This is a genomic window from Alcanivorax sp. P2S70, from assembly GCF_000475295.1.
Lineage (GTDB): Bacteria > Pseudomonadota > Gammaproteobacteria > Pseudomonadales > Alcanivoracaceae > Alcanivorax > Alcanivorax profundi.
This window is the reverse complement of the sequence record NZ_AXBZ01000023.1, coordinates 61,977-85,934: the sequence shown is the minus strand read 5'-3', so window position 1 is coordinate 85,934 and position 23,958 is coordinate 61,977. Positions and strand designations below refer to the sequence as shown.

At 58.8% G+C, this 23,958-nt stretch carries 16 protein-coding genes; 12 read left to right on the top strand and 4 right to left on the bottom strand.

The window, feature by feature from the left end; translation table 11 throughout:
- Positions 1 to 64: 64 nt before the first annotated feature.
- The 3 genes from Q672_RS25470 to Q672_RS25460 form a co-directional block, all read right to left on the bottom strand.
- A complete protein-coding gene (locus Q672_RS25470; RefSeq protein WP_022985298.1) occupies positions 65 to 685 on the bottom strand; it encodes an SPOR domain-containing protein in 621 nt (206 codons plus the stop codon).
- Between the two features lie 36 nt (positions 686 to 721).
- A complete protein-coding gene (gene argS, locus Q672_RS25465) occupies positions 722 to 2,476 on the bottom strand; it encodes an arginine--tRNA ligase (protein ID WP_022985297.1) in 1,755 nt (584 codons plus the stop codon).
- Between the two features lie 243 nt (positions 2,477 to 2,719).
- A complete protein-coding gene (locus Q672_RS25460; protein WP_022985296.1) occupies positions 2,720 to 4,894 on the bottom strand; it encodes a primosomal protein N' in 2,175 nt (724 codons plus the stop codon).
- 150 nt (positions 4,895 to 5,044) lie between these two features.
- Here Q672_RS25460 and rpmE point away from each other — a divergent pair, with 150 nt between their 5' ends.
- Both rpmE and Q672_RS25450 read left to right on the top strand, forming a co-directional pair.
- Complete coding sequence (gene rpmE, locus Q672_RS25455) at positions 5,045 to 5,263, top strand: 50S ribosomal protein L31 (RefSeq protein WP_022985295.1); 219 nt, start codon at positions 5,045 to 5,047, stop codon at positions 5,261 to 5,263.
- A gap of 116 nt (positions 5,264 to 5,379) precedes the next feature.
- Complete coding sequence (locus Q672_RS25450; RefSeq protein ID WP_022985294.1) at positions 5,380 to 6,654, top strand: malic enzyme-like NAD(P)-binding protein; 1,275 nt, start codon at positions 5,380 to 5,382, stop codon at positions 6,652 to 6,654.
- Positions 6,655 to 6,746: 92 nt separating this feature from the next.
- On the opposite strand, the gene Q672_RS25445 is transcribed toward Q672_RS25450, so the two are convergent.
- Positions 6,747 to 9,260 carry a penicillin-binding protein 1A gene (locus Q672_RS25445; RefSeq protein WP_022985293.1) on the bottom strand — a complete coding sequence of 838 codons (2,514 nt, stop codon included), beginning with the start codon at positions 9,258 to 9,260 and terminating at the stop codon, positions 6,747 to 6,749.
- 199 nt (positions 9,261 to 9,459) lie between these two features.
- Here Q672_RS25445 and Q672_RS25440 point away from each other — a divergent pair, with 199 nt between their 5' ends.
- The 10 genes from Q672_RS25440 (at position 9,460) to Q672_RS25395 (ending at position 23,857) form a co-directional block, all read left to right on the top strand.
- Complete coding sequence (locus Q672_RS25440; protein WP_022985292.1) at positions 9,460 to 10,527, top strand: pilus assembly protein PilM; 1,068 nt, start codon at positions 9,460 to 9,462, stop codon at positions 10,525 to 10,527.
- The gene (locus Q672_RS25435; RefSeq protein ID WP_022985291.1) at positions 10,524 to 11,093 is read left to right on the top strand and encodes a PilN domain-containing protein; all 570 of its coding nucleotides are present in this window, start codon (positions 10,524 to 10,526) and stop codon (positions 11,091 to 11,093) included. The genes Q672_RS25440 and Q672_RS25435 overlap by 4 nt, the downstream gene beginning before the upstream one ends.
- Positions 11,090 to 11,758 (top strand): type 4a pilus biogenesis protein PilO, encoded by a 669-nt coding sequence (locus Q672_RS25430; protein WP_022985290.1) that lies wholly within the window; start codon positions 11,090 to 11,092, stop codon positions 11,756 to 11,758. Before Q672_RS25435 ends, Q672_RS25430 begins: the two co-directional genes overlap by 4 nt.
- A 9-nt stretch (positions 11,759 to 11,767) precedes the next feature.
- Positions 11,768 to 12,301 carry a pilus assembly protein PilP gene (locus Q672_RS25425; protein WP_031226424.1) on the top strand — a complete coding sequence of 178 codons (534 nt, stop codon included), beginning with the start codon at positions 11,768 to 11,770 and terminating at the stop codon, positions 12,299 to 12,301.
- Positions 12,302 to 12,321: 20 nt separating this feature from the next.
- Entirely contained in the window at positions 12,322 to 14,517 is a 2,196-nt protein-coding gene (locus Q672_RS25420; RefSeq protein WP_022985288.1) for a type IV pilus secretin PilQ family protein, read from the top strand.
- A complete protein-coding gene (gene aroK / locus Q672_RS25415) occupies positions 14,514 to 15,047 on the top strand; it encodes a shikimate kinase AroK (protein ID WP_031226422.1) in 534 nt (177 codons plus the stop codon). Before Q672_RS25420 ends, aroK begins: the two co-directional genes overlap by 4 nt.
- 89 nt (positions 15,048 to 15,136) lie before the next feature.
- The gene (gene aroB, locus Q672_RS25410; protein ID WP_022985286.1) at positions 15,137 to 16,216 is read left to right on the top strand and encodes a 3-dehydroquinate synthase; all 1,080 of its coding nucleotides are present in this window, start codon (positions 15,137 to 15,139) and stop codon (positions 16,214 to 16,216) included.
- On the top strand, positions 16,206 to 17,801 hold the full coding sequence (locus tag Q672_RS25405) for an SPOR domain-containing protein (protein WP_022985285.1): 1,596 nt from the start codon (positions 16,206 to 16,208) through the stop codon (positions 17,799 to 17,801). The genes aroB and Q672_RS25405 overlap by 11 nt, the downstream gene beginning before the upstream one ends.
- 153 nt (positions 17,802 to 17,954) lie before the next feature.
- Entirely contained in the window at positions 17,955 to 22,418 is a 4,464-nt protein-coding gene (gene gltB, locus Q672_RS25400; RefSeq protein ID WP_022985284.1) for a glutamate synthase large subunit, read from the top strand.
- A gap of 17 nt (positions 22,419 to 22,435) precedes the next feature.
- A complete protein-coding gene (locus tag Q672_RS25395; RefSeq protein WP_022985283.1) occupies positions 22,436 to 23,857 on the top strand; it encodes an FAD-dependent oxidoreductase in 1,422 nt (473 codons plus the stop codon).
- Positions 23,858 to 23,958 lie beyond the last annotated feature (101 nt).

Below are 23,958 nucleotides of genomic sequence, written 5' to 3'. Positions count from 1 at the left end.
CTTGGGCTGTCACAGCCGGACAACCGCTCCTGCGCTATCGCCTTCCGCCTGCGGGTGCCGGCGTCTATTTTTTCATCTTGATCGGCAGGGTTTCGATGCCGTTGCTGGCCAGTTGGTCCTGGGCGCGGTGCATGGCGTTGAGGTTGTTGTAGGGACCGATCATGACCCGGTGCCAGCTGTCGCCGCTATCCAGGTTTACGGACTGGATGGAGGCCTCGAAACCTTTGAGGATCAGCTCGGCGCGGCGGCGGTCGGCGTCCTCGTTGCGGCGGAAGCTGCCCGCCTGCAACAGGTATTTTTCATCGCTGTTGCGGGTGCTCGCATCAGGCTTTGGCTGACTGTTGTTTTGTTTGGGTTTGTTGTCGGTGCTCGACTGACGGGTACTGGTGTCCGTTTCGTTTTGCGGAACGATCACTTCCATCTTGGGCAGGACGGCATAGAAGTCGAATTGCGGGGAGTCGTCGCCTTTCGGTTCTTCCTTCTTTACAGCAGGCTTGTCGGTTTTGACCGTGGTGGGCGTGTTGTCGCCCTGGGCCATCTGGGTTTTGCCCAGGTGAAACAGGAAGGCGCCAAACAGACCCACCATCAGACCCGTGAACAGCCATACCCAGCCAGGAACCTGGCGCTGGGGTTTTTTCTTGCGAGCGGGGCTACGGCTGGCCCCGCGTTTTGTGTTCTTTGCCATGATCCTTCCTGGTTCTTGCCAGCCTGGCGGTCAGGGTTACATGCGTTCGAGTGGCGACAGGCCCAGCAGTTCCATGCCCTGTTTCAGGGTGCGGGCTGTCAGGGCGGCCAGCTTGAGCCGGCTCTGTTTCAGGGCCGCGTCCTCGCTGTTGAGGATCGGGCAGTGCTCGTAGAAGCTGGAGAACAGCCCGGCGAGCTCGTACAGGTACAGGCACAGCAGGTTGGGCAAGCCCTTGTCGGCCACACTTTGCAGGACTTCACCAAACTGCACCAGCCGCGCGGCCAGCGCTTGTTCGGCGTCTTCCTGAAGCCGGAAGGCTCCGTTGACATCGGCCATGTCCAGCCCAGCCTTGCGGAAGATGCTGGCGACCCGGGTGTAGGCGTACAGCAAGTAAGGGGCGGTGTTGCCCTCGAAGCTGAGCATCTGGTCAAAATTGAAGATGTAGTCGCTGCTGCGGTTCTTGGACAGGTCCGCATACTTAACCGCGCCGATGCCGACCGCACGGGCGATGGTGCGCAGCTCGCTGTCTGCCAGCTCCGGGTTCTTTTCCTTCACCAGCGCGTAGGCACGCTCTTCGGCCTCGTTGAGCAGGTCTATCAGCTTTACGGTGCCGCCGTCGCGGGTCTTGAAGGGGCGTCCATCCGGGCCATTCATGGTGCCAAAGCCCATGTGCGACAGGTCTGTGCTTTCCGGCACAAAGCCCGCCAGCTTGGAGAGGCTGAACATTTGCTGGAAGTGCAGGGCCTGACGCTGGTCGACAAAGTAGAGTATGCGGTCAGCGTCAAGTGTGCTGGCGCGGTAGCGCAATGCGGCCAGGTCGGTGGTGGCGTACAAGTAGCCGCCGTCGGCTTTTTGCACGATGACGGGCAGCGGGTCGCCTTCCTTGTTCTTGTATTCGTCCATGAAGACGCATTGGGCGCCCTGGTCTTCACTGAGCAGGCCCTTGCTGGCCAGGTCCGAGACCACGTGTGGCAAGTCGTCGTTGTAGGCACTTTCGCCGCGTACATCGTCTGCGGTCAGGCTGACGCCGAGGCGGTCATAAACGGCCTGACAGTGACTCAGGGAAATGGCGTTGAACTCGCCCCACAGTTTCAGACATTCCGGGTCATGGGCCTGCAGCTTGACCACCAGGCCACGGGCCCGGGTGGCGAACGCCTCCGATTCGTCGAAGCGCTGTTTGGCGGCACGGTAGAAGCCTTCCAGGTCGCTCAATTCGCTGGACAGTTCGGCGGCGCTCTCTTCGTCCTTCTGCTCTTCCAGATAGGCGAGCAGCATGCCGAACTGGGTCCCCCAGTCGCCCACGTGGTTCTGGCGAACCACGTTGTGACCCAGGAATTCCAGCGTTCGTACGACCGCATCGCCGATGATGGACGAACGCAGGTGCCCCACGTGCATTTCCTTGGCCAGGTTCGGGGAGGAGTAGTCCACCACTACGGTCTGGATCTGTTGTGGGCGGGGCACGGACAGATGCGCATCTGCCAACGCCTGATCCAGCAGGCTGTTGAGCCAGTCGCTGGCCTGAAAGAAGTTGATAAAGCCGGGCCCGGCAATCTCGGTCTTGGCAATGGCGCTGTCCTGCGGCAGGGCGGCAATCAGCTTGTCGGCCAGGTCGCGTGGCTTCATGCCGGCGGGTTTGGCCAGCATCAGCGCGATGTTGGTGGCGAAATCGCCGTGGCTCTTGTCCTTGGTGCGGTCGATTTGCACCGGGCGCTTGGCGTCGGCAGGCAGCGTGCCCTCGGCGATCAGGGTGTCGAGAGCGGTTTCAATCAGGGAAATCAGGCGTTCTTTCATGGGGTCCGTCGGGGCCGTTTGACTGGCCGGCGATTGTACGGGAAAAGGGCGGTTGACGCATGGGTCGGGCCGTTTTTTTACCACAGAGGATAAAGGAAGCGCCGAGTCGAAAAGCTGCCAGTCCCCGGGCGCTTTTGCCGTTTCTCTCCGCCAAGAGGGGGCGTCATGCCGGCCAATCCGAGGTCGGGCGCCAGTTCAAATCGCATGCCCGCGCATCCCCGACACGCCCTGATAAAGCCACTTTTACAGCATGTCGATGGGGTCGACATCCACATGCCAGCGGCACTGGCGTGATTGTGGCGATTGGCGGGCGGCGTCCAGCAGGCGCTCCAGAGTCTGATGCAGGGGCGCCCGCTGGCTGGCCTGCAGCAGCAATTGGGCTCGGTAGCGGCCGGCCCGTTTTTCCATGGGGGCGGGGACCGGGCCGAGCACATTCACGCCGTCGGCGACCGGTTGTTGGGCGAGCTCCTGAAGGAATGCCATGGCCTTGCCCAGCGTCATGGCTTCGCAGCGGAACAGAGCCAGATGGCCGAAAGGAGGCAGGGCGGCCATGCGCCGCTCTTCGAGCAGGGCGCTGGCCAGGGCCGGGTAGTCACCGCTGGCGGCCAGCTGCAGTAAGTGATGGTCCGGGTGGCGGGTCTGGAGCACTACCCGGCCCTGACCTTCGCGGCCACTGCGCCCTGCAACTTGTAACAACAGTTGGGCGGCTTGCTCGGGGCCGCGAAAATCGGCGCTCAGGAAACCGGCGTCCATATCCAGAATCACTACCAGTGCCAGCTTCGGGAAATGGTGCCCCTTGGCGAGCATTTGGGTGCCGACCAGCACGGCCGGGTCGCCCTGGCGGATGGTCTTGAGTTTGCTGTCCAGTTCCCCTTTGCGGCGGGTGGCATCGCGGTCGATGCGGATCACCGGCACCGGCAGGGACTGTTCCAGCAGCTCGGTGAGCTTTTCGGTGCCGCTACCGGCTTCATGGATGGCGCTGGAACCACAGCTGGGGCAGCGTGATGGTACGCGCTGCTGGCTGTCACAGTGGTGGCAGCGCAGGTTGTTTTCGGCCCGGTGCCAGGTAAGAAAACTGTCGCAGCGTTTGCACTCTGCCTGCCAGCCGCAATCCTGGCACAGGATCATGGGGGCATAGCCACGGCGGTTGATAAACACCAGAGCCTGGTTGCCGTTGTCCACACACTGCTTGATGGCTTGCAGTGACAGGGGTAGCAGAGGCTGATTGGGAGGCGCGAGGGTGGCGTCCAGAATTTCGATGCCTGGGCGCTGTTGCTCGGTGGCCCGGCGCGACAGTTTCAGCCAGTGGAAGCGCTGGTCGCGTGCCAGCTGCAGGGTTTCCAGTGCCGGGGTGGCGCTGCCGAGCACTACCGGGATGTTCAGGGTCTGGGCTCGCCAGGTGGCCAGGTCGCGGGCGTGGTAGCGGAAACCGTCCTGCTGCTTCAGGGAACTGTCATGGGCCTCGTCGACAATGATCAGGCCGGGATTCGCCAGCGGCGTGAAGATGGCCGAACGGGTGCCGATGATGATGCGTGCCTTGCCGTCCCGGGCCGCCAGCCAGTTATCCAGTCGCTCCCGGTCGGTGAGGCCGGAGTGCAACGTGGTGACAGGCACGGCAAAGCGTTGCCGGAAGCGCTGCACGGTTTGCGGGGTCAGGCCGATTTCGGGGACCAGCACCAGTACCTGCTTGCCGGCGGCCAATTGGGGCGCCATGGCCTGCAGGTAGACTTCGGTTTTGCCGCTGCCGGTGACTCCATCGAGCAGGAAGGGGGTAAAGCCCTCTGCATCCTGAATGGCATGAATGGCTTGCTGTTGCTCTCCGTTGGCGGCCAGTGGAGGCTCGGCCAGTACCTCCTTGCTGATGCCGGGGCCGTTTTCGACCACGAAGTGTTCGGCCCAGCCCTTGTCGCGCAGGGCGTTAAGGGCCGGGGAGGCCACGTCGAGGGCGTTGAGCATGGCACTGCTCAGGCCTTTGGGGTGTTCGCGCAATACTTGCAGGGCCTGGTGCTGGCGGGGGGCTCGGCTGACCTGTTCGTCGCTGACATGGGTGCCGCGTTCGGTGAGCCGCCAGCGTTTTTCCTGGCTGGGCTGGGCATCGCCACCCTGGCGTAGCAGGGCGGGCAGGGCGTAATTGAGCACCTCGCCCAGCGGGTGATGGTAATAACGGGCGGCCCGTTCACAAAGGGCATAAAGTTCTGCGGTGAAGACCGGGGCGTCGTCGAGAACCGCGCTGACGGCCTTGAGTTTGGGGTAATCGCTTTGGGTCTGGCCATGCACTACACCGACCAGGGTGCGGCGCCCAAACGGGACCTGGACGCGGGTGCCCTGTGCCGGCGCCGGTGAGCCGGAATACAGATAGTCGTAGCAGCCAGGCAGGGGGACTGGCAGGGCAATTTGCAGCACGGGTTTGGTCGACACGGAGTTTCCTGAGCCTGCAGCCCCCATAGCGGGGCATAATGGCGCTTGCGGATTGGAATCAAGCTGTTATGATTCGCCTTCTTTTTCCCAGACGCAAGCCGTGTGGTGCCTGTCGTAGAGGCAGGTAGCGACACAGATTGGAGCTCAGCAATGAAACCAGAGATTCATCCCGAATACCAGGCAGCCACCTACTCCTGTAGCTGTGGCAATGTGATCGAGAGCCGTTCCACCCGTGGTGGTGACATGTCCCTCGACGTTTGCTCCGCCTGCCATCCTTTCTATACTGGCAAGCAGAAGCAGGCTGACAGCGGCGGCCAGATCGACAAGTTCAAGCAGCGCTTCGGCATGATGCGCAGCAAGAAGGGTTGATCGCGAGAGCGAACACCCCTTTTGAGACTTGCCAAAAGCACCCTGCCGGGTGCTTTTTGCTTTATTGACCTTGCGTACACAGTGTATATCCCTCAAAGGGACCAGCGGAGACCACCATGTCCGAGGATTTGAAAACGGCGGCTTTGGAATATCATGCCAAACCGCGACCCGGGAAAATCAGTGTTGAAGTGACCAAGCCAGCGGCGACCAGCCGTGATTTGAGCCTGGCCTACAGCCCCGGGGTGGCCGAGCCAGTGCGAGAGATCGCACGGGAGCCGGAGCTGGCCTACCGTTTTACCTCCAAAGGCAATCTGGTCGCAGTGATCAGCGATGGTACGGCCATCCTTGGTCTCGGCAATCTGGGGGCGCTGGCTTCCAAGCCAGTGATGGAAGGCAAGGGGATCCTGTTCAAGCTTTTTGCCGGTATCGATGTGTTTGACATCGAGGTAGAGGCAGAAGATTCCCAGGCGTTCATCGACACGGTGGTGCGTATTCATCGCACGTTCGGTGGGATCAACCTGGAAGATATTCGTGCCCCGGAATGCTTCGAGATCGAGCGCATTCTTAAAGAGCAGTGCGATGTTCCCGTCTTTCATGATGATCAGCACGGTACCGCCATTGTGGTGGGGGCGGGCTTGATCAACGCTCTGGAAATCCAGAAAAAGCGTATCGAAGACATCAAGGTGGTTTGTGTGGGCGCAGGTGCTGCGGGTGTGGCTTCTGTGCGTCTTCTGATCGAGATGGGGGCCCGCAAGGAAAATATTCTTGTACTGGACCGCAAAGGTGTCATTCATAGCCGACGTGATGATCTGAACCAGTACAAGGCGGCTTTGGCCAACGATACCGACAAGCGCACCTTGAATGATGCTGTTGAAGATGCTGACGTCTTTATTGGTGTGTCAGGCCCGGACATGCTGACCCCGGACATGGTGAAGAAGATGGCCGAGAAACCGATCATCTTCGCCCTGGCGAACCCGGATCCGGAGATTCGCCCGGAGGTGGCCAAGGCGGCACGCCCTGATGCCATTGTGGCCACCGGCCGTTCTGACTTCCCGAACCAAGTGAATAACGTACTGTGTTTTCCGTACATGTTCCGTGGTGCGCTGGATGTCCGCTCGACTTCCATCACGGAAGAGATGAAGATTGCGGCAGTGCATGCCATTGCCGAGCTGGTTCGCACGGCGCCCCCGCAAGAGGTGCTGGACGCCTACGGCGGCGAGCCGCTGACCTTCGGTGCTGATTACATCATTCCGAAGCCGAATGATCCGCGTTTGCTGGGCAAGGTGTCAGCAGCTGTTGCTCGTGCGGCAGTGGACTGCGGTGTGGCGCGTAAAGGTTATCCCTCGCATTACCCGCTAAACTCTCTGGACGAAATTTTTCCTGAGCTTTGATTGTTTCCGGGTAACTCAGAGCGACATAAAAAAAACCGCCGTAGGGCGGTTTTTTTATGTCTGTACGCGGAGGGAGGGGGCCCGCCAGCGAATCAGAAGATCTGCTCAGGTGCGCGATGACCTCCAGCGGGGCCCAGAGGTGGCTCCAGGTCGGGAACCTGGCTTTCAATGAAGTATTCCTTGATGGCATCCGGGTTTTCGGGGCGGGCGAGCAAGCCGCTTTCCGGATTGATTCTTACCGTCGCGATACCGGAAGGTTGCTCCAGTTGATGGTCGGCAACGCCGTCCAGGGCGGGCCCCATATAGTCCATCCATATCGGTAGAGCGGCCTTGCCGCCATACTCGCCCCAGCCAAGGTTGGCCGGGTTGTCGAAGCCTACCCAGACGGTGGCCACGACATCCGGGGAATAGCCAGAGAACCAGGCATCCATCTGATCATTGGTTGTGCCGGTTTTGCCCGCCAGATCCCGACGGCCCAGTCGGTTGGCCATGTGCCCGGTGCCACGACGAACCACATCCTGCAGCATGGAGTTCATGAGCCAGGCCACGCGGGCGTCCAGCGCGCGCGGTGCCATCAATGGTGCTGGCTGTATGTCCGGGTTTCTGTCTGTGTTCGACGGCGCCGAGCACGGGCTCTCGCAGCGAATAACCTGCGGAGCCTCCCAAAGCACCTCGCCATCTTCGCGCTCAATCCGTTGGATGCCCCAAGCAGGAACCCGGTAGCCGCCATTCGCGAAGATGCTGTATGCGGTGGCAATTTCCAGTGGGGTAACGCTGGCGCTTCCCAGTGCCAAAGAGAGATCGCGCTGGAAGGTGTCTGTCGGTAGCCCAAAGCGTTTCAGGGTGCCCATGGCCTGGCTGATGCCAACCTGGCGGAGAATGCGAATGGATACCAGGTTCAGGGAGCGATACAGCGCTTCGCGCATCCGGGTCGGGCCGTAGAACTTGCCGCTGGCACCGGTTGGGCGCCAGGCGGTTTCCAGTTTGTCATCGTCGAAAACAACGGGTGCGTCGTTAATGATGGAGGCTGGGGTGAACCCGTTTTCCAGGGCGGAAGTGTAAATGAAGGGCTTGAATACCGAGCCTGCCTGGCGCTTGCTCTGTACCGCACGGTTAAAGTTTGATGCTTTGAAGCTGTAGCCGCCTTGCAGGGCAAGGATCGCTCCGGTTTGTGGGTCGAGAGAGATCAGTGCGGATTGAGCGCGTGGGAGCTGGGCCAGTCGCCAGCGGCGGTTGTCATCACTGCCGACAGGGCGAACGTGGATGATATCGCCGATGGAAAGGGGCTCGCTGGCCTTGCTGATTTCGTTGCCAACGTACTTGTCGCTGATGAAACGCCGTGCCCAGCGGATGTCCTCCCAGGCCAGCTCTGCCCGCTTGCCGTCGTTAAAGAGGATTTCGGCCTGCTGGTCGCGGACTTCGGTCACCAGGGCGGGCCGCAGTGGGCCGACCCGCTGATGCTCTTTCAGTGCTTTCACCCACGCTGCTACTTTGGGATTGAGGCCGGTGATGGTTTTTTCCAGTTCGACCTTACTTTCTTCGGAGGTCTGGGGTGCTGTGGCTTCCCCGGGAGGGGCTTGCTGGTCGTTATGCTGCATGGGGGGCAGTGAAGGGAGCGACGAGGTGTCAATCTGGGCAATGGGCCCCCGGTAGCCATGTCGCTCATCGTAACTGTGTAGCCCTGTGCGAAGGGCCTGTACTGCGGCAGTCTGCTTGTGGCTATCCAGAGTGGTGATGATGCGGATGCCGTCGGTGTAGATGTCGGCCTCAACCCGGTCCATGGCCTGGAGGCGGATCATTTCGGCGAAATAGGCGCCTTCAACCTCGGGTTGGGCAGCGTGGAAACGGGCGGATACCGGTTGCTCCTGGGCCGCCAGTCGTTCCTCATGGCTGATGGCTCCGGTTTCCTCCATGCGGAACAGGATCCAGTTTCGCCGCACCAGGGCTCGCTCCGGATTGGTGATGGGGTTGTAGGCGGAGGGCGCTTTGGGGAGCCCGGCAATCATCGCCATCTGGGCCACATTCAGTTCGCCAATGTCTTTCCCGTAATAGACCTGGGAGGCCGCCTGAGCGCCGTAGGCGCGGTGGCCCAGGTAGATCTTGTTGAGGTAAAGCTCAAGGATTTCCTGCTTGCTGAGTACCCGCTCGATCTGTATGGCCAGTACGATCTCGTTGAATTTACGGAGAAAACGTTGTTCTCGCCCCAGAAAAAAGTTTCTGGCGACCTGCATGGTGATGGTGGAGCCTCCGGAACGGATTTCCCGGTAGCGGGCGAGTTCCACGGCCGCTCTAAGCAGACCTTTGAGGTCGACCCCGTTGTGGGTGAAGAAGCGCTCATCCTCGGCGGCCAGCACGGCCTGTATCAGCGGTTGCGGCAGCTCCTCGAAGGTGACCGGTTGACGCCGTTTCTCTCCGTACTCTGCAACCAGCTTCATATCGCTGCTATAAATGCGCAGGGGGATCTGGTACTCCACCTCGCGGATCTGGCTGGCTGGCGGTAGCTGAGGGGCCAGATAGAGGTAACTGGCTGCCAGAATCAACAGGCCGCCACCGGCGCCGGCGATGAGGAGAAGGAGCGGGTATCGGATCCAGAGGGGTAAACGCATGTTTTCGACAACTACAGGCTGGGATCAGAAGAAGGGCCTAGCCGGCCCGTGAAGTGGGTCATTATATGGCGGAAAGGTTGTTGTGATCTAATATCTGTTCTGCTATTACTAACTCCTAAAGTAATTCGACATAAAAAACCTGTAAGTGTATCTTTAGCAAGAAAAAACACTTCAATAATAACCAGACGGGACGACGACAGTGCTGCCTTTCCTCAGAAAAAAGGCCCAGACACTACTGGGGATCGACATCAGTTCTACCGCAGTCAAACTGCTGGAACTGTCCAAATCCGGGGGCCGCTACAAGGTCGAAAGCTATGGGGTTGAGCCCCTGCCGGCCAACGCGGTTGTCGAAAAGAACATCACCGATGCGGAAGGGGTGGGCGATGCGATTGCCCGTCTGGTGAGCCGCGCGCGCCCTGGGGTAAAAACGGCCGCTGTGGCGGTGTCGGGCTCTGCGGTGATCACCAAGCTGATCGAGCAAGACGCCAATCTCAATGAGGATGAGCTTGAGGCCCAGCTGAAATCCGAAGCAGATCAGTACATTCCCTACCCCATGGATGAGGTCCGTATGGACTTCCAGGTCGTGGGGCCGGTAGAGGGCAATGAAGAGCGCGTAGAGGTTCTGGTGGCGGCGTCCCGCACCGAGAATGTGGAAATGCGCACCGATGCCCTGGAAATCGGCGGGCTGCAAGCCAAGGTGGTGGATGTGGAAGCCTACGCCATGGAGCGTGCCTACCAGCTGGTGCTGCCGACCCTGCCGAATGCCGATGAGCTGGAAACCGTCGCTGTGTTTGATATCGGCGCGACCATGACTACGCTCAATGTGTTTCATCAGGGGCGCAGCGTGTATACCCGCGAGCAATTGTTCGGTGGCAAGCAGCTCACCGAGGAAATTCAGCGGCGCTATGGCATTTCCATGGAAGAGGCAGGCCTGGCCAAGAAGACCGGTGAGCTTCCTGATGATTATGAAAGTGAAGTGCTGCAGCCGTTCAAGGATGCAGTGGTGCAGCAAGTAAACCGTTCACTGCAGTTTTTCTATGGTTCCACCCAGTTCAATGAGGTGGACTATATCCTGCTGGCTGGGGGGTCGGCTTCGATTCCGGATCTGGATAACTTGATTCAGGAAAAGGTGGGGGCCAGTTGTTCTGTGGCCAATCCTTTCAGTGACATGGCGCTCGCGAACAAGGTAAGCGCCTCTGCCATTGCCAATGATGCGCCGGCGCTGATGATTGCCTGTGGTTTGGCCCTGAGGAGCTTTGACCAATGACAACAACAATCAACCTCCTGCCGTGGCGTGAAGAGCGGCGCAAGCAGCAACAGAACGAATTTGTCGTGATGCTGGTGATTGCCGCGGTTATCGGTGGTCTGCTTTTTTATGCATGGAACAGTGTGGTCGAGCAGAACATTGCTGATCAACGGGCTCGAAATAGCCATATCCAGAGCAAGACATCAGAGCTTGATGCGCGTATCGAAGAGATTAAAGAGCTCCAGCAAAGACGTGATGAACTGGTGGCTCGCATGGAAGTTATTCAAAGCCTCCAGGGCAACCGGCCGACCATTGTCTATGTGTTTGATGAGTTGGCCAGAACGCTGCCGGACGGCGTTTACTATGCCGAAATCAAGCGGGCCGGCGCGACGTATACCATCAACGGGATTGCCGAAAGTAACAACCGTATTTCACGGCTGATGCGTAATCTGGATGGCTCCGACTGGTTTCAGGATGCCTCCTTGCTGAATGTGACGGCGCTGGATGACAAGACTGATGCAAGCCAGTTTGTGTTGACCGTAAAGCAGGCAACGCCGGGCAGCAAAAAAGAGGGAGAAGAAAAATGAAAGCCTCTGAGCTGAAGAATATGGACTTGCGAGAGCTAATGGATGAGCTCAACAGTCTGGACTTCGAAAATGTTGGTAGCTGGCCAATCGCCGTCAAGGTGACCAGTGCTGTACTGGTGCTGGTGGCGGTTCTGGCACTGGGTTACTTCTTCTTTATCAAGGATGCCAACACCCTGCTTGATCAGCAGCGCAGGGAGGAAGCCTCCTTGCTGAAGAGTTACGAGAAGAAAGCATTCAAGGCGCATAATCTGGAGCAGTTTCGAGCCCAGTTGGCAGAAATGGAGCAGACTTTCGGCGCGTTGCTCAAGCAGCTGCCCAAGGACACTGAGGTGCCCGGGCTGCTGGAAGATATTACCCATACCGGTCTGGGAAGTGGTCTCGAGTTCGAGAGTATCGAACTGAAGGAGGAGGCCAAGAAAGAATTTTATGTCGAATTGCCCATTGATATCAGTGTGATCGGTGATTACCACTCTTTCGGTGCCTTCGTCTCCGGTGTGGCTGCGTTACCGCGAATCGTTACCTTGCATGACTTCTATGTTCGCCCACCCAAGGAGAAAGCGCTGGCGGGTCTGGGACTGCTGTCCATGGATGTCACGGCAAAAACCTATCGATACGCCAGTTCGGATGACAGTCCGAAGCCGGCAAAGAAGAAAAAGAAGAAGTGAGGTAAGAACATGAAGATTCTACGGATCATTGCCTCATTGCTCTTCTTGTCCTCAGCAATGATGCTGACGGGGTGCGGGAGTGGTGCGAACCTCGGGGAGCTGGACGCCCGGCTGGAAGAAATCAAGGCTCGCCCCCGCGGGCGTATTGAGCCTCCGCCGGAATTCAAGCCTATCGCAACCTATGCTTATTCCGCACAAAAGCTGCGCTCTCCTTTTAATCCTCCTGTGGAGCAAGAGCTTTTGGAGGTTACGGATGGTCGGCCAGTGGAGCCGGATCTTGCCCGGCCACGTGAATATCTCGAGCGTTTCCCGCTGGATGCGTTGAGAATGGTAGGAACAATCAACAAGCCGGGAGCGGAAGTCCAGGCGCTGATTGCTGATCCGACCGGGGCTGTCACACGGGTAAAACCGGGCAGCTATATGGGGAAGAACTTTGGCCGGGTCAGAAGTGTGAACGAAGCCAAGGTTGGTCTGATCGAAATTGTGCCGGACGGCAGGGACGGCTGGGTTGAGCGAGCCAGCTCAGTCTCCATTTCCGAATAACAGTCGCTGGGGATCCAGTTATGAAACGTGTAACAGTTAAAACAAAAAAATACGCTTCCCGGCGTCTGGCAGGGCTTCTGCTTGGCGGGGTTCTGGGGGCAATGGGGTCACTGTCGTTCGCTGCTACCCTGCAGTCGATCGAGGCGAATGCGCTTTCCGGTGATGAGATGGAGGTGCGACTGCGCTTTGATAGTGCGGCGCCGGAGGTCAAGGGATACAGTATTGAGCAGCCGGCGCGCATTGCCCTGGATTTGCTCGGTGCGGATAGCGAGATTACCGGGAAACGCCAGAATCTTGGCTCGGGTAACGCGAGAAGCGTGACCATTGTCGAGGCCAAGGATAGAACCCGTCTGATTTTCAACCTTGAGTCGCTGACCGGGTATACCACCAGTACAGAGGGCAATGATCTGGTGGTGCTGCTGGGTGTCGAGGGCTCGCCGTCATCTTCTGCAGCTCAATCAGCAGCTGGCGCCAGCTCAGAGGCGAAAGTGAATAATGTTGATTTTCGCCGTGGTTCTGAGGGTGAGGGCCGTGTCATCGTGCAGCTGTCCAAGCCTTCAATTCCCGTCGATGTGCGTGAGGAAGGGGGCAAGATTGTGGCCCGCTTTGTCGGCGCAGGTGTGGAAAACGATCTGTTGCGCAAGCTTGACGTCACCGATTTTGCGACCCCGGTCTCGATGGTCGAGACAAAGGCCTCTGATGGCAGCACTCTGATTGAGATCCTTCCAACGGGTACGTGGGAGTATCTGGCTTATCAGGCCGACTCGGAATTCAGCATCAATGTGAAACCGGTATCCAAGGTGGATGCGGATCGCAAGCGAAAAGATGCCTTTGAATATACTGGTGAGAAGCTTTCGTTGAACTTCCAGGATATTGAAGTGCGTTCTGTGCTGCAGCTGATTGCGGACTTTACTGGCTTGAATCTGGTTGCATCGGATACGGTGAATGGGCGAATTACTCTTCGTCTTCAGAATGTTCCGTGGGACCAGGCACTTGAGTTAATCCTGAAAACTAAGGGGCTGGATAAGCGTCAGGTGGGCAATGTCCTGCTGGTGGCCCCGGCGGATGAAATTGCTGCTCGTGAGCAGCTGGAACTCGAAAGCCAGAAAAAAGTTGAGGCCCTTGCGCCGCTGCGTACAGAGTACATTAGCATCAACTATGCCAATGCCAGCGAACTGAAGGCGCTGATCAGCAGTGCGGGTGGCAAGGCGGCTTCCTTGCTGAGCGAGCGAGGCTCTGTCGTGGTTGATCAGCGTACCAACACCCTGATTATCCAGGATACAGCAGCGAAGCTGGAGGACATTCGTGGCCTCATTCAGGAGTTGGATGTGCCGATCCAGCAGGTGCTGATTGAGGCGCGTGTTGTGGTTGCCACCAACGATATTTCGGATGAGTTTGGTGTCCGTTGGGGTGGCCTTGGCTTTGATGGTGAAAGCCTGATTGAAGATCAGCGGAGCTTCGGGGTGGCAGGCCGTCTGCAGCCCTTGCGCGACCTTCACGCTACCAATGTGGACGGTGCGCTGTACGGGGCCGGTGACTTCAGCGGTATTACTCCTGGTACCGACCCGGGAGATGTGGATTTCGGCCCGGATTCCTACTCGTTCACCGAGCCAGAAAACGGTGACGACCTGATCGTGGATCTTGGCGTCGATTCCGCCAACGCTTCCCGGTTTGCTGTGGGCTTCACTTCGTTGACATCCGGGCTCATTGAACTGGAGCTGTCTGCCCTTGAGGCTGAGGGGCATGGTGAGCTGGTGGCAACACCGAAGGTGCTCACTGCCGATCAGCAGCCGGCAGTGATTGCCTCTGGTCAGCAGGTGCCGTTTGAAGTGGCAACGTCGTCAGGCGCTACCTCCATTGACTTTGTTGAAGCAGAGCTGAGACTGGAAGTGACTCCGCACATCACCCCGGACGGTAATATCATTATGAACCTGAAGGTCAATAATGACTCCCTGAATGCGGTTGCGGCGGATGGCTCTTTTACTATCAATACCAGCCGTGTAGAGACCTCGGTTCTGGTTGATGATGGCGAAACGGTCGTGCTTGGTGGTATCTTCCAGCAGGAAAAAATCAATTCAGTGACCAAGACGCCTTTCCTGGGTGACTTGCCGTGGATTGGTAACCTGTTCAAGAAGACCGTGAATCGTGATAACAAGCAGGAACTGCTTATCTTCATTACGCCGCGGTTGATGAAAGATGCGCTGGCGAGTCGGTGATAGATAATACAACTCCTTCCTTGATATTGGTCGGCCCGATGGGTGCAGGTAAAAGCACCCTGGGCCGACATCTCTCCCAGATACTGGAACGCCCTTTCTACGATTCTGACCGGGTAATCGAAGAGAAAACCGGTGCAGATATCCCCTGGATTTTCGATGTGGAAGGCGAGTCCGGCTTCCGTCGTCGTGAGCACGAAGCCATTGATGAGCTGACCTCCATGCCGGGCATCGTGCTGGCGACAGGGGGTGGTGTGGTGACGACGCCGGAAAATCTGGCGCTGATGCATGACCGGGGTTGCGTGGTCTATCTGTGGACGCCGGTTGAGGTGCAGCTTGCTCGCACCCGTAATGACCGAAACCGTCCCCTGTTGCAGACAGCGGACCCCCAGGCAAAGCTGGAAGCATTGTTTGCCGAGCGCGATCCCCTCTATCGCAAGGTGGCTCATCATGTGGTGTCAACGGCATCGGGTAACCTCAAGAAAGTCGCGGATGACGTGCTTGCTTGTTTGGTCTCTCGCGGCCAAGGATAATGTGCCCCAGTCCACGTAACTGATTGGGCGCTTGCTGGCTCAGCATGCGCCGCTCTGCAGGTTGCGGCGATTCTCACCACGGAGACATGATGCGCACACTTCAGGTGGCCCTGGCCGAACGTAGTTATCCCATTCATATCGGGCAAGGCTTGCTCGACACTTTTCCGCTTGCTGAGCAAGTTCGCGGCAACCAGGTGATGATCATCACCAACGAAACCATTGCGCCGCTCTATCTGGACAAGCTTCAGTCACAGTTCAGTCAAATCCAGTGCGATACCCTGGTGCTGCCCGATGGGGAGAAGTACAAGACCCTGGCGACGCTGGAGAGCATCTTTGACGCGTTGCTCGAGAAGCGCCATTCGCGCACAACGACGCTGATTGCCCTGGGTGGTGGCGTGGTCGGCGACATGGTCGGGTTTGCGGCGGCGTGCTACCAGCGAGGTGTCGATTTCATTCAGGTGCCCACGACATTGCTGGCCCAGGTGGATTCGTCCGTGGGTGGCAAGACGGCGGTGAATCACCCGCGTGGCAAGAACATGATTGGAGCCTTTCATCAGCCGCGGTTGGTATTGATTGATACCGATGTGCTTGAGACGCTACCGACCCGTGAGGTGGCGGCCGGTTATGCCGAAGTGGTGAAGTATGGCCTGATTCGGGATCCGGAATTTTATGACTGGCTGGAAACCAACAACCCTCGGTTGTTGTCCAGAGACTCAGAGCTGATGGCAGAGGCGATCTATCGCAGTTGCGAAAACAAGGCTCAAGTAGTGGCCGATGATGAGACCGAACAGGGTAACCGCGCGTTGTTGAACCTTGGCCATACTTTCGGTCACGCCATGGAAACGGCCACCGGCTACAGCGAGTGGCTGCATGGTGAGGCCGTAGCTGCCGGGATGGTCATGGCAGTGAGCATGTCGGCAAGGCTTGGCTGGCTGGATGAAGGCCTGGAGTCGCGCTTGATGGCATTGCTGGAAAGTTGGGGGCTGCCTGTTGCGGTGCCGAAGGGTATGACCGCAGCACAATTTATGGATTTGATGGCGCTGGACAAGAAAGTGCATAACGGCCAGTTGCGCCTGGTGTTGATGAAGGCGCTGGGCGATGCTGTGGTCACTGCCGATTATCCGGCGGCCGCACTGCAAGAAACCCTGGAGGCATTCTGTGGAGTTTGATGAGGACCGTTTTTTCAGTGGCGCATCCCGTGGAGATTTTCTGGATGCACTGACGGCCCATGCGGGACTGGGTTCCGTGGCTGTGCTGGAGGGGGATGAAGGCAGCGGCGTGTCCACCCTGTTGGGTCAGGCGGTCATGGCCTTGCTGGATGATATGGAAGTCGTGCGTCTGGACGGCGCAGATGAACATGATGCCAATGCGGTGATTGATGCGTTGCTGCGGCACTTCAATATCGAGCGTGCAGCGTTACCTGAAGTGCTGAAAGCGGCGTTGGCTGAGGGGCGCCTTGTTGTTGTTATCGACAACACGGAGCAGCTGGAGAGTGCTGCGGTTGCCACCATGCTGGCCCTCAAGCAAAAGCTGGGTGCGCGTCTGGGTTACCTGTTCGGCGGCTTGCCCGGTATTGCCGAAAGCCTTAAGGGCGCAGATTTCGTTGTTGATGACGTACTGGATCTTCCGGCGCTGACGGCGGAAGACGTGCAGGATTTTGCCTGGTTTGTGCTCGGTATGGAGCTGGATGATGCTGCGTCGGGCGCGCATGCTGAAGCGGTATCAGGGAATCTGGGTGCGCTGAAGGCGCGACTTCACGAGAGTGGCGAGTCGCCGTTGGTTGCCACGTCCGGTGCGGCCGGAATTGGGGCAGGCAGTGTTGAGGAGGTGCCGGAAGAGGCTTCCATGCGTTTTGCTGCCCGTCAGGAAGAGGACGACGATTTCGATGACGCCGAGGCCCGGCAGGATGCCGAAGAGTATGACGAACCGTTAGAGGAAGAGGCGGGCGCGACCCGTGCGGCTCCTCCCTGGCGGCATTTGGCGGCAGTGGGCGGTCTTCTGGTTGCCGTGGTGCTGTTGTGGGCAGTTTTCTCCGGTAGCGATGAGGTCGATCCGGTGCCTGAGCGGCGGGATCTGGCCTTGCCCATGCCGGAAGCGGTTGGTGAAACGGAAAGGGCGCCCGCTGCAGCTGAGCCGCAGGTGCAGCCGCTGCAGCCGACCATGAAGCCGGTGGCCCGGCTGGAGGATCTGGATAATCCTGCCTCTGACGACGGAGCAGGTGAGTCTCCCCTGAATGATGCTGGCGAAGAAGGCGCTCGCTCGGCCCCGGAAAGTGGTGTGGTGCTGACGCCGGTTTCCGATCCGGTGATGCAGTCGTCGCCGGCGGCCAGAGAGAGGGAGATGCAGGTCACTCAGGCGCCAGCCGCGGATAATGAGGGCGAGGCGACGAAGCCCGAGTCGCAAAGCAAGCCCGCCTCCGAGGCCATGTCGGCCAGCAAGCCGGCGCCGAAGGCATCCGAGGGGGAGTCGGGTTATCGGCAGGCCGATTGGCTGGCGACCCTGGATGACAGTCGTTGGTTTCTGCAGATTACGGTGACAAGCCAAGAGGCCAATGCTCGCGGTGTGCTGGACCAGCTGGCGCGAAAAGGGGCTTATTATGCGGCCCGCCGCAATGGAAAGTCCGTTTGGCTGGTGCTGGCGGGGGATTATTCCAGTCGACAGGCGGCGCTTGACGCAAAGGCGGAGTTGCCTGCAAAGTTGCGTCAGGCTGGCCCTTTTCCCCGCAAGATGGCCGACATTCGCAACGAGTTGTAGGTCCTGTTTCAAGAAAAAAAGCGGGTTGGGCGACTGTTCAATTTGTCGCCCAACCCCGCAATGTGTAGAATGCATATCCCTTTTTTGCCGTCACCACTATCCTGACGCCATTTGCCTTCTGTAAGTCTCTGAATTTCAAGAGGAAAGGTTTTGATGCAGCAGAACTCAACGCTGGTGCGGGGGCTCACTGAGCCCGGAGAATTCCGGGACAACTGTGGTTTTGGTCTGATTGCCCATATGGAAGGCAACGCCAGCCACGAGCTTTTGCAAACCGCCATCGAAGCACTGACATGTATGACCCACCGGGGCGGTATTAACGCCGATGGAAAAACCGGTGACGGCTGCGGTCTGTTGCTCAAGAAACCCGATTCTTTCTTCCGCAAGGTTGCGCAGGATGCGTCTATTGCCTTGCCGGACAACTACGGTGTGGGGATGGTGTTTACCCATCCTGACAGCGCCGAGGCCGACAAGCAGAAGGCCGCCATCGATGCTGCTCTTGAAGCGCAGGATGTGAAGGTGCTGGGCTGGCGTGAAGTGCCCACGGATGACGCCTGCCTGGGTGAGCTGGCGCGCGCCTCTCTGCCGGGTTTCTGGCAGGTGCTGGTCGCTGCAGACGGTAACTCCGAGCAGGAGCTGAACCGTCGCCTGTTCTTTGCCCGTCGCCATGCCGAAAAAGCGATCGAGAGCGATGGCTATTTCTATGTCTGCTCCCTGTCGGCGTCGGTGATTTCCTATAAAGGTCTGATGATGCCGGTGGATCTGCCGGCCTTCTTCCCGGATCTGGGCGATGAGGCCATGGAAACCGCCATCGTGGTCTTCCATCAGCGCTTCTCCACCAACACCCTGCCGCAGTGGCCGCTGGCGCAGCCATTCCGCTACCTGGCTCACAACGGTGAGATCAACACCGTTCAGGGTAACCGTAACTGGGCGTTGGCGCGGGAAAGCAAGTTTGCCAACGAACTGTTGCCCGGGCTGGAAGAGCTGAGCCCGCTGGTCAACCGTACCGGTTCTGACTCTTCCAGCATGGATAACATGCTGGAAATCCTGCTGTCCGGTGGTATGGATCTGTTCCGCGCCGTGCGCATGATGATCCCGCCGGCCTGGCAGAATGTGGAAACCATGGACGCGGACCTGCGTGCCTTCTACGAATATAACTCCATGCACATGGAGCCGTGGGATGGCCCGGCGGGTCTGGTGATGACCGATGGCCGCTACGCGGTCTGTATGCTCGACCGTAACGGTCTGCGTCCGGCGCGTTGGGTTGTGACCAAGAACGGCTTCATCACTCTGGCCTCTGAAATCGGTGTCTACGGCTACAAGCCGGAAGATGTCGTCGCCAAGGGCCGTGTCGGTCCGGGCCAGATACTGGCTGTGGACACGGAAACCGGTGAAGTCCTGCATACCCGGGATATCGATAACCGGTTGAAAGTACGTCACCCCTACCGTGACTGGCTGAAGGGTAACGCCCTGCGTATTGAGGCGGACTACGATCACGAGGTGGGTCGCACCGACGAAGTGGATCCGCAGGATCTGCTCAGCTATCAGAAATTCTTCCAGATCAGCTTTGAAGAGCGTGATCAGGTGCTGCGTCCGCTTGCCGAAACCGGGCAGGAAGCCACAGGTTCCATGGGGGACGATACGCCCATGGCGGTGCTGTCCAAGCGTGAGCGTCCGCTGTACGACTATTTCCGTCAGCAGTTTGCCCAGGTGACCAACCCGCCCATCGATCCGCTGCGTGAAGCGATCGTCATGAGCCTGGAAACCTGTGTGGGAGCTGAGCGAAACGTGTTCGAGGAAACGGCGGACCATGCGGACCGGGCAATTTTGTCCACGCCGGTGTTGTCGCACTCCAAGTTCACCAATCTGCTGAATATCCAGCGTCCGGGCTATGAGCACGCCAAACTGAGCCTGCATTATGATCCCAAGGCCGGCCTGAAACAGGCGGTACTGGATCTGTGCGACGCCGCGGAAAAAGCGGTACGTGATGGCAAGGTCATTCTGGTGCTCACCGATCACGGTATTGGCCAGGATACCCTGACCATCCCGGCGCTGATGGCCACCGGTGCCGTTCACCATTCTCTGACCGAGAAAGGTTTGCGCTCTGACGCCAACATTATTGTGGAAACCGCGACGGCTCGCGATTCCCATCACTTTGCCGTGTTGTTCGGCTTTGGTGCCACCGCGGTCTATCCGTACCTGGCTTATGACGTTATCGCCGACATGGTGCGCTCCGGCGAGCTGCTGGGCGATGCGGTAGAGCTGCAGAAGAACTTCCGCAAGGGCATCAACAAGGGCCTGATGAAGATCCTCTCCAAAATGGGGATCTCCACCATCACCTCTTACCGGGGTGCCCAGCTGTTTGAAGCGGTGGGTATTGACCGTGAGGTGGTGGACCTGTGCTTTCGGGGTGTGGCGAGCCGCATCCAGGGGGCCGGCTTTGTCGACTTCGAGGCGGACCAGAAGAATCTGGTCAAAGATGCCTGGAAGCAGCGTAAGCCGATTGATGCCGGCGGTGTTCTCAAGTTTATCCACGGCAAGGAATATCACGCCTTCAACCCGGACGTGATCCATGCCCTGCATCATGCCACCCAGGATAACGACTGGAACGCTTACCGCGAATACGCGGAGTTGGTGAACAAGCGTCCGGTAGCGACCCTGCGTGATCTGTTCGCCTTGCGTGATGATGTGGATGCCATCAGCGTGGATGAGGTCGAGCCGCTGGAAAATATCCTGCTGCGCTTTGACTCTGCGGGCATGTCGCTGGGGGCACTGAGCCCGGAGGCTCATGAAGCCATTGCGACTGCCATGAACCGTCTTGGTGGGCGCTCCAATTCCGGTGAGGGCGGTGAAGACCCGGCCCGTTACGGTACCGAGCGGGTCTCCAAGATCAAGCAGATCGCCTCGGGTCGCTTCGGTGTCACCCCGCACTACCTGGTGAATGCAGAAGTGCTGCAGATCAAGGTCGCCCAGGGTGCCAAGCCCGGTGAAGGCGGCCAGTTGCCCGGCGGCAAGGTGAACACCCTGATTGCGCGGCTGCGTCATTCCGTGCCCGGTGTCACCCTGATTTCACCGCCGCCGCACCATGATATCTATTCCATTGAGGATCTGGCCCAGCTGATCTTTGATCTCAAGCAGGTTAACCCGGATGCCCAGGTCTCTGTGAAGCTGGTATCCGAGCCCGGCGTAGGCACGGTGGCCTCCGGTGTGGCCAAGGCCTATGCTGACCTGATCACCATCTCCGGTTATGACGGCGGTACTGCTGCGAGCCCGTTGACCTCTATCCGCTATGCGGGCTCTCCGTGGGAGCTGGGGCTGGCAGAAGCGCATCAGGCACTGCGTGGCAATGATTTGCGCGACAAGATCCGTCTGCAGACCGATGGCGGTCTGAAGACCGGTCTGGACGTGATCAAGGCGGCTATTCTGGGGGCGGAATCCTTCGGGTTCGGTACCGTGCCGATGGTCGTTCTCGGCTGTAAGTACCTGCGGATCTGTCACCTGAACAACTGCGCCACCGGCGTGGCGACCCAGCGTGAAGACCTGCGTAAGGAGCACTACATCGGTGCGCCTGAGCTGTTGATCAACTACTTCACCTTCGTGGCGCGCGAAGTTCGTGAGCTGCTGGCCATGCTGGGTGTGAAGAGCATTCCGGACCTGATCGGCCGTACCGACCTGCTGAAAGTGCTGGAAGGGGAAACCGAGCGTCAGGGCAAGCTGGATCTCACTCCGATTCTGCGCAACGACCTGGTGCCGGCAGACAAGCCCACCCACTGTCAGGTGGATCGCAACGAGCCGTTCGACAAGGCGTTGCTCAGCGATACCATGATCAATGACATGCAAGTGGCGATCGACAACAAGTCCGGTGGTTCTTTCCACTACGCGATCACCAACTGTGATCGTAGCGTGGGTGCCCGGGTCTCTGGAGCCATCGCCAAGCAGTATGGCAACCTGGACATGGAAAGCGCGCCGATCAAGGTTCGTTTCACCGGTACAGCAGGGCAGAGCTTCGGTGTGTTCAACGCCGGCGGCCTGCACATGTACATTGAAGGGGATGCCAACGACTACGTGGGCAAAGGCATGGCCGGCGGCAAGCTGGTGATTCGTCCGCCCCAGGGTAGCCCGTTCAAGAGCCAGGAAACGGCCATCATTGGTAACACCTGTCTGTACGGTGCCACCGGAGGCAAGCTGTTTGCCGCTGGTACCGCCGGCGAACGTTTCGGGGTGCGTAACTCCGGAGCCCATGCGGTGGTAGAAGGCGCTGGCGATCACTGCTGCGAATACATGACCGGCGGGTGCATCACGGTACTTGGCCGGACCGGCCACAACTTTGGTGCCGGCATGACCGGAGGCTTTGCCTTCGTGCTGGACGAGGACAATGATTTCTTCGACCGCATCAACCCGGAACTGATCGAACTGCATCGCATCAGTTCCGAAGCCACCGAGTCTCACCGCAGCCATCTGCGCGGCGTAATCAGCGAATATGTTGAAGAGACCGGCAGCGAATGGGGCCAGTACATTCTGGATAATTTTGATGCCATGAGCCGCAAGTTCTGGCTGGTGAAACCCAAGGCCGCGAGCCTGGACAGCCTGCTGAACACCACGCGCGCCAATCCGGCATAACGGAGGTTGGGGAGAACATGGCTGAACGTTTGAGCAACAATTTCCAGTTTCTGGATGTGCCACGGCACGATCCCAAGAAAAAGGACATTGACGACCGCAAGCACAAGTACGAGGAGATCTACTACCCGTTTGAAACCCGGGAAGTGGAGCATCAGGCGCACCGTTGCCTGCATTGCGGTAACCCGTACTGTGAGTGGAAGTGTCCGGTACACAACTACATTCCCAACTGGCTGAAACTGATCAGCGAAGGGAATTTGATGGAAGCGGTGGAGTTGAGTCACCAGACCAACTCCCTGCCGGAAGTCTGTGGTCGTGTGTGTCCCCAGGACCGTCTGTGTGAAGGGGCCTGTACCCTCAATGACGGCTTTGGTGCGGTGACCATCGGTGCTACCGAGAAGTACATCACCGATACCGCGTTGGCCATGGGCTGGCGTCCGGACATGTCCAAGGTCGTCTGGACTGACAAGAAAGTGGCGGTTATCGGGGCGGGCCCGGCCGGGATCGGCTGTGCTGACGTGCTGGTCCGCAACGGGGTGAAACCGGTTGTCTTCGATCGTTATGAAGAAATTGGTGGCCTGCTGACGTTCGGTATCCCCGAGTTCAAGCTGGAAAAGCCGGTCATGGCCAAGCGCCGTGAAGTCTTTGAAGGTATGGGTGTGGAATTCCGTCTGGGCGTGGATGTGGGCAAGGACATCAGCATCGATGAGCTGTTGGCCGAGTACGATGCCGTGTTCATGGGCATGGGCACCTACACCTACATGAAAGGCGGTTTCCCGGGTGAAGATCTGGATGGCGTGCACGAAGCGCTGCCGTTCCTGATTTCCAACGTGAACCGTAACCTGGGCCTGGAAAAGGCTGCCGCTGACTTCATCGACATGAAGGGCAAGCGGGTGGTGGTGCTCGGTGGTGGTGATACCGCCATGGACTGTAACCGGACCTCCATTCGTCAGGGTGCCGACACCGTGACCTGTGCCTACCGTCGTGACGAAGAAAACATGCCGGGTTCCCGCAAGGAAGTGGTTAACGCCAAGGAAGAGGGCGTGCAGTTCCTGTTTAACCGCCAGCCCATCGAAGTGGTGGGTGAAGACGGTAAGGTGGTTGGCATCAAGGTGGTGGAAACCAAGCTGGGTGAACCTGATAACAATGGCCGTCGCCGCCCCGAGTCGATCCCGGGCAGCGAGGAAATCCTGCCTGCGGATGCCGTGATCATTGCCTTCGGTTTCCGGCCCAGCCCGGCGGACTGGTTCGCTGACAAAGGTATCAACACCGATGATTCCGGTCGCGTGACTGCGCCGGAAGAGCAGGAATTTCCCTTCCAGACCAGCAACGAGAAGATCTTTGCCGGTGGGGATATGGTGCGTGGCTCTGACCTTGTGGTGACCGCCATCTGGGAAGGCCGTGAAGCCGCCAAGGGGATTCTGGACTACCTGGATGTGTAATCCCGGTTTGTGCCCATCCTGACAGAAAGGCCCGCGAATGCGGGCCTTTCTGTATGTGCAGGGAGGGGGCGTATTGGTTGCCAATCAGGTAAAGTTCGCTA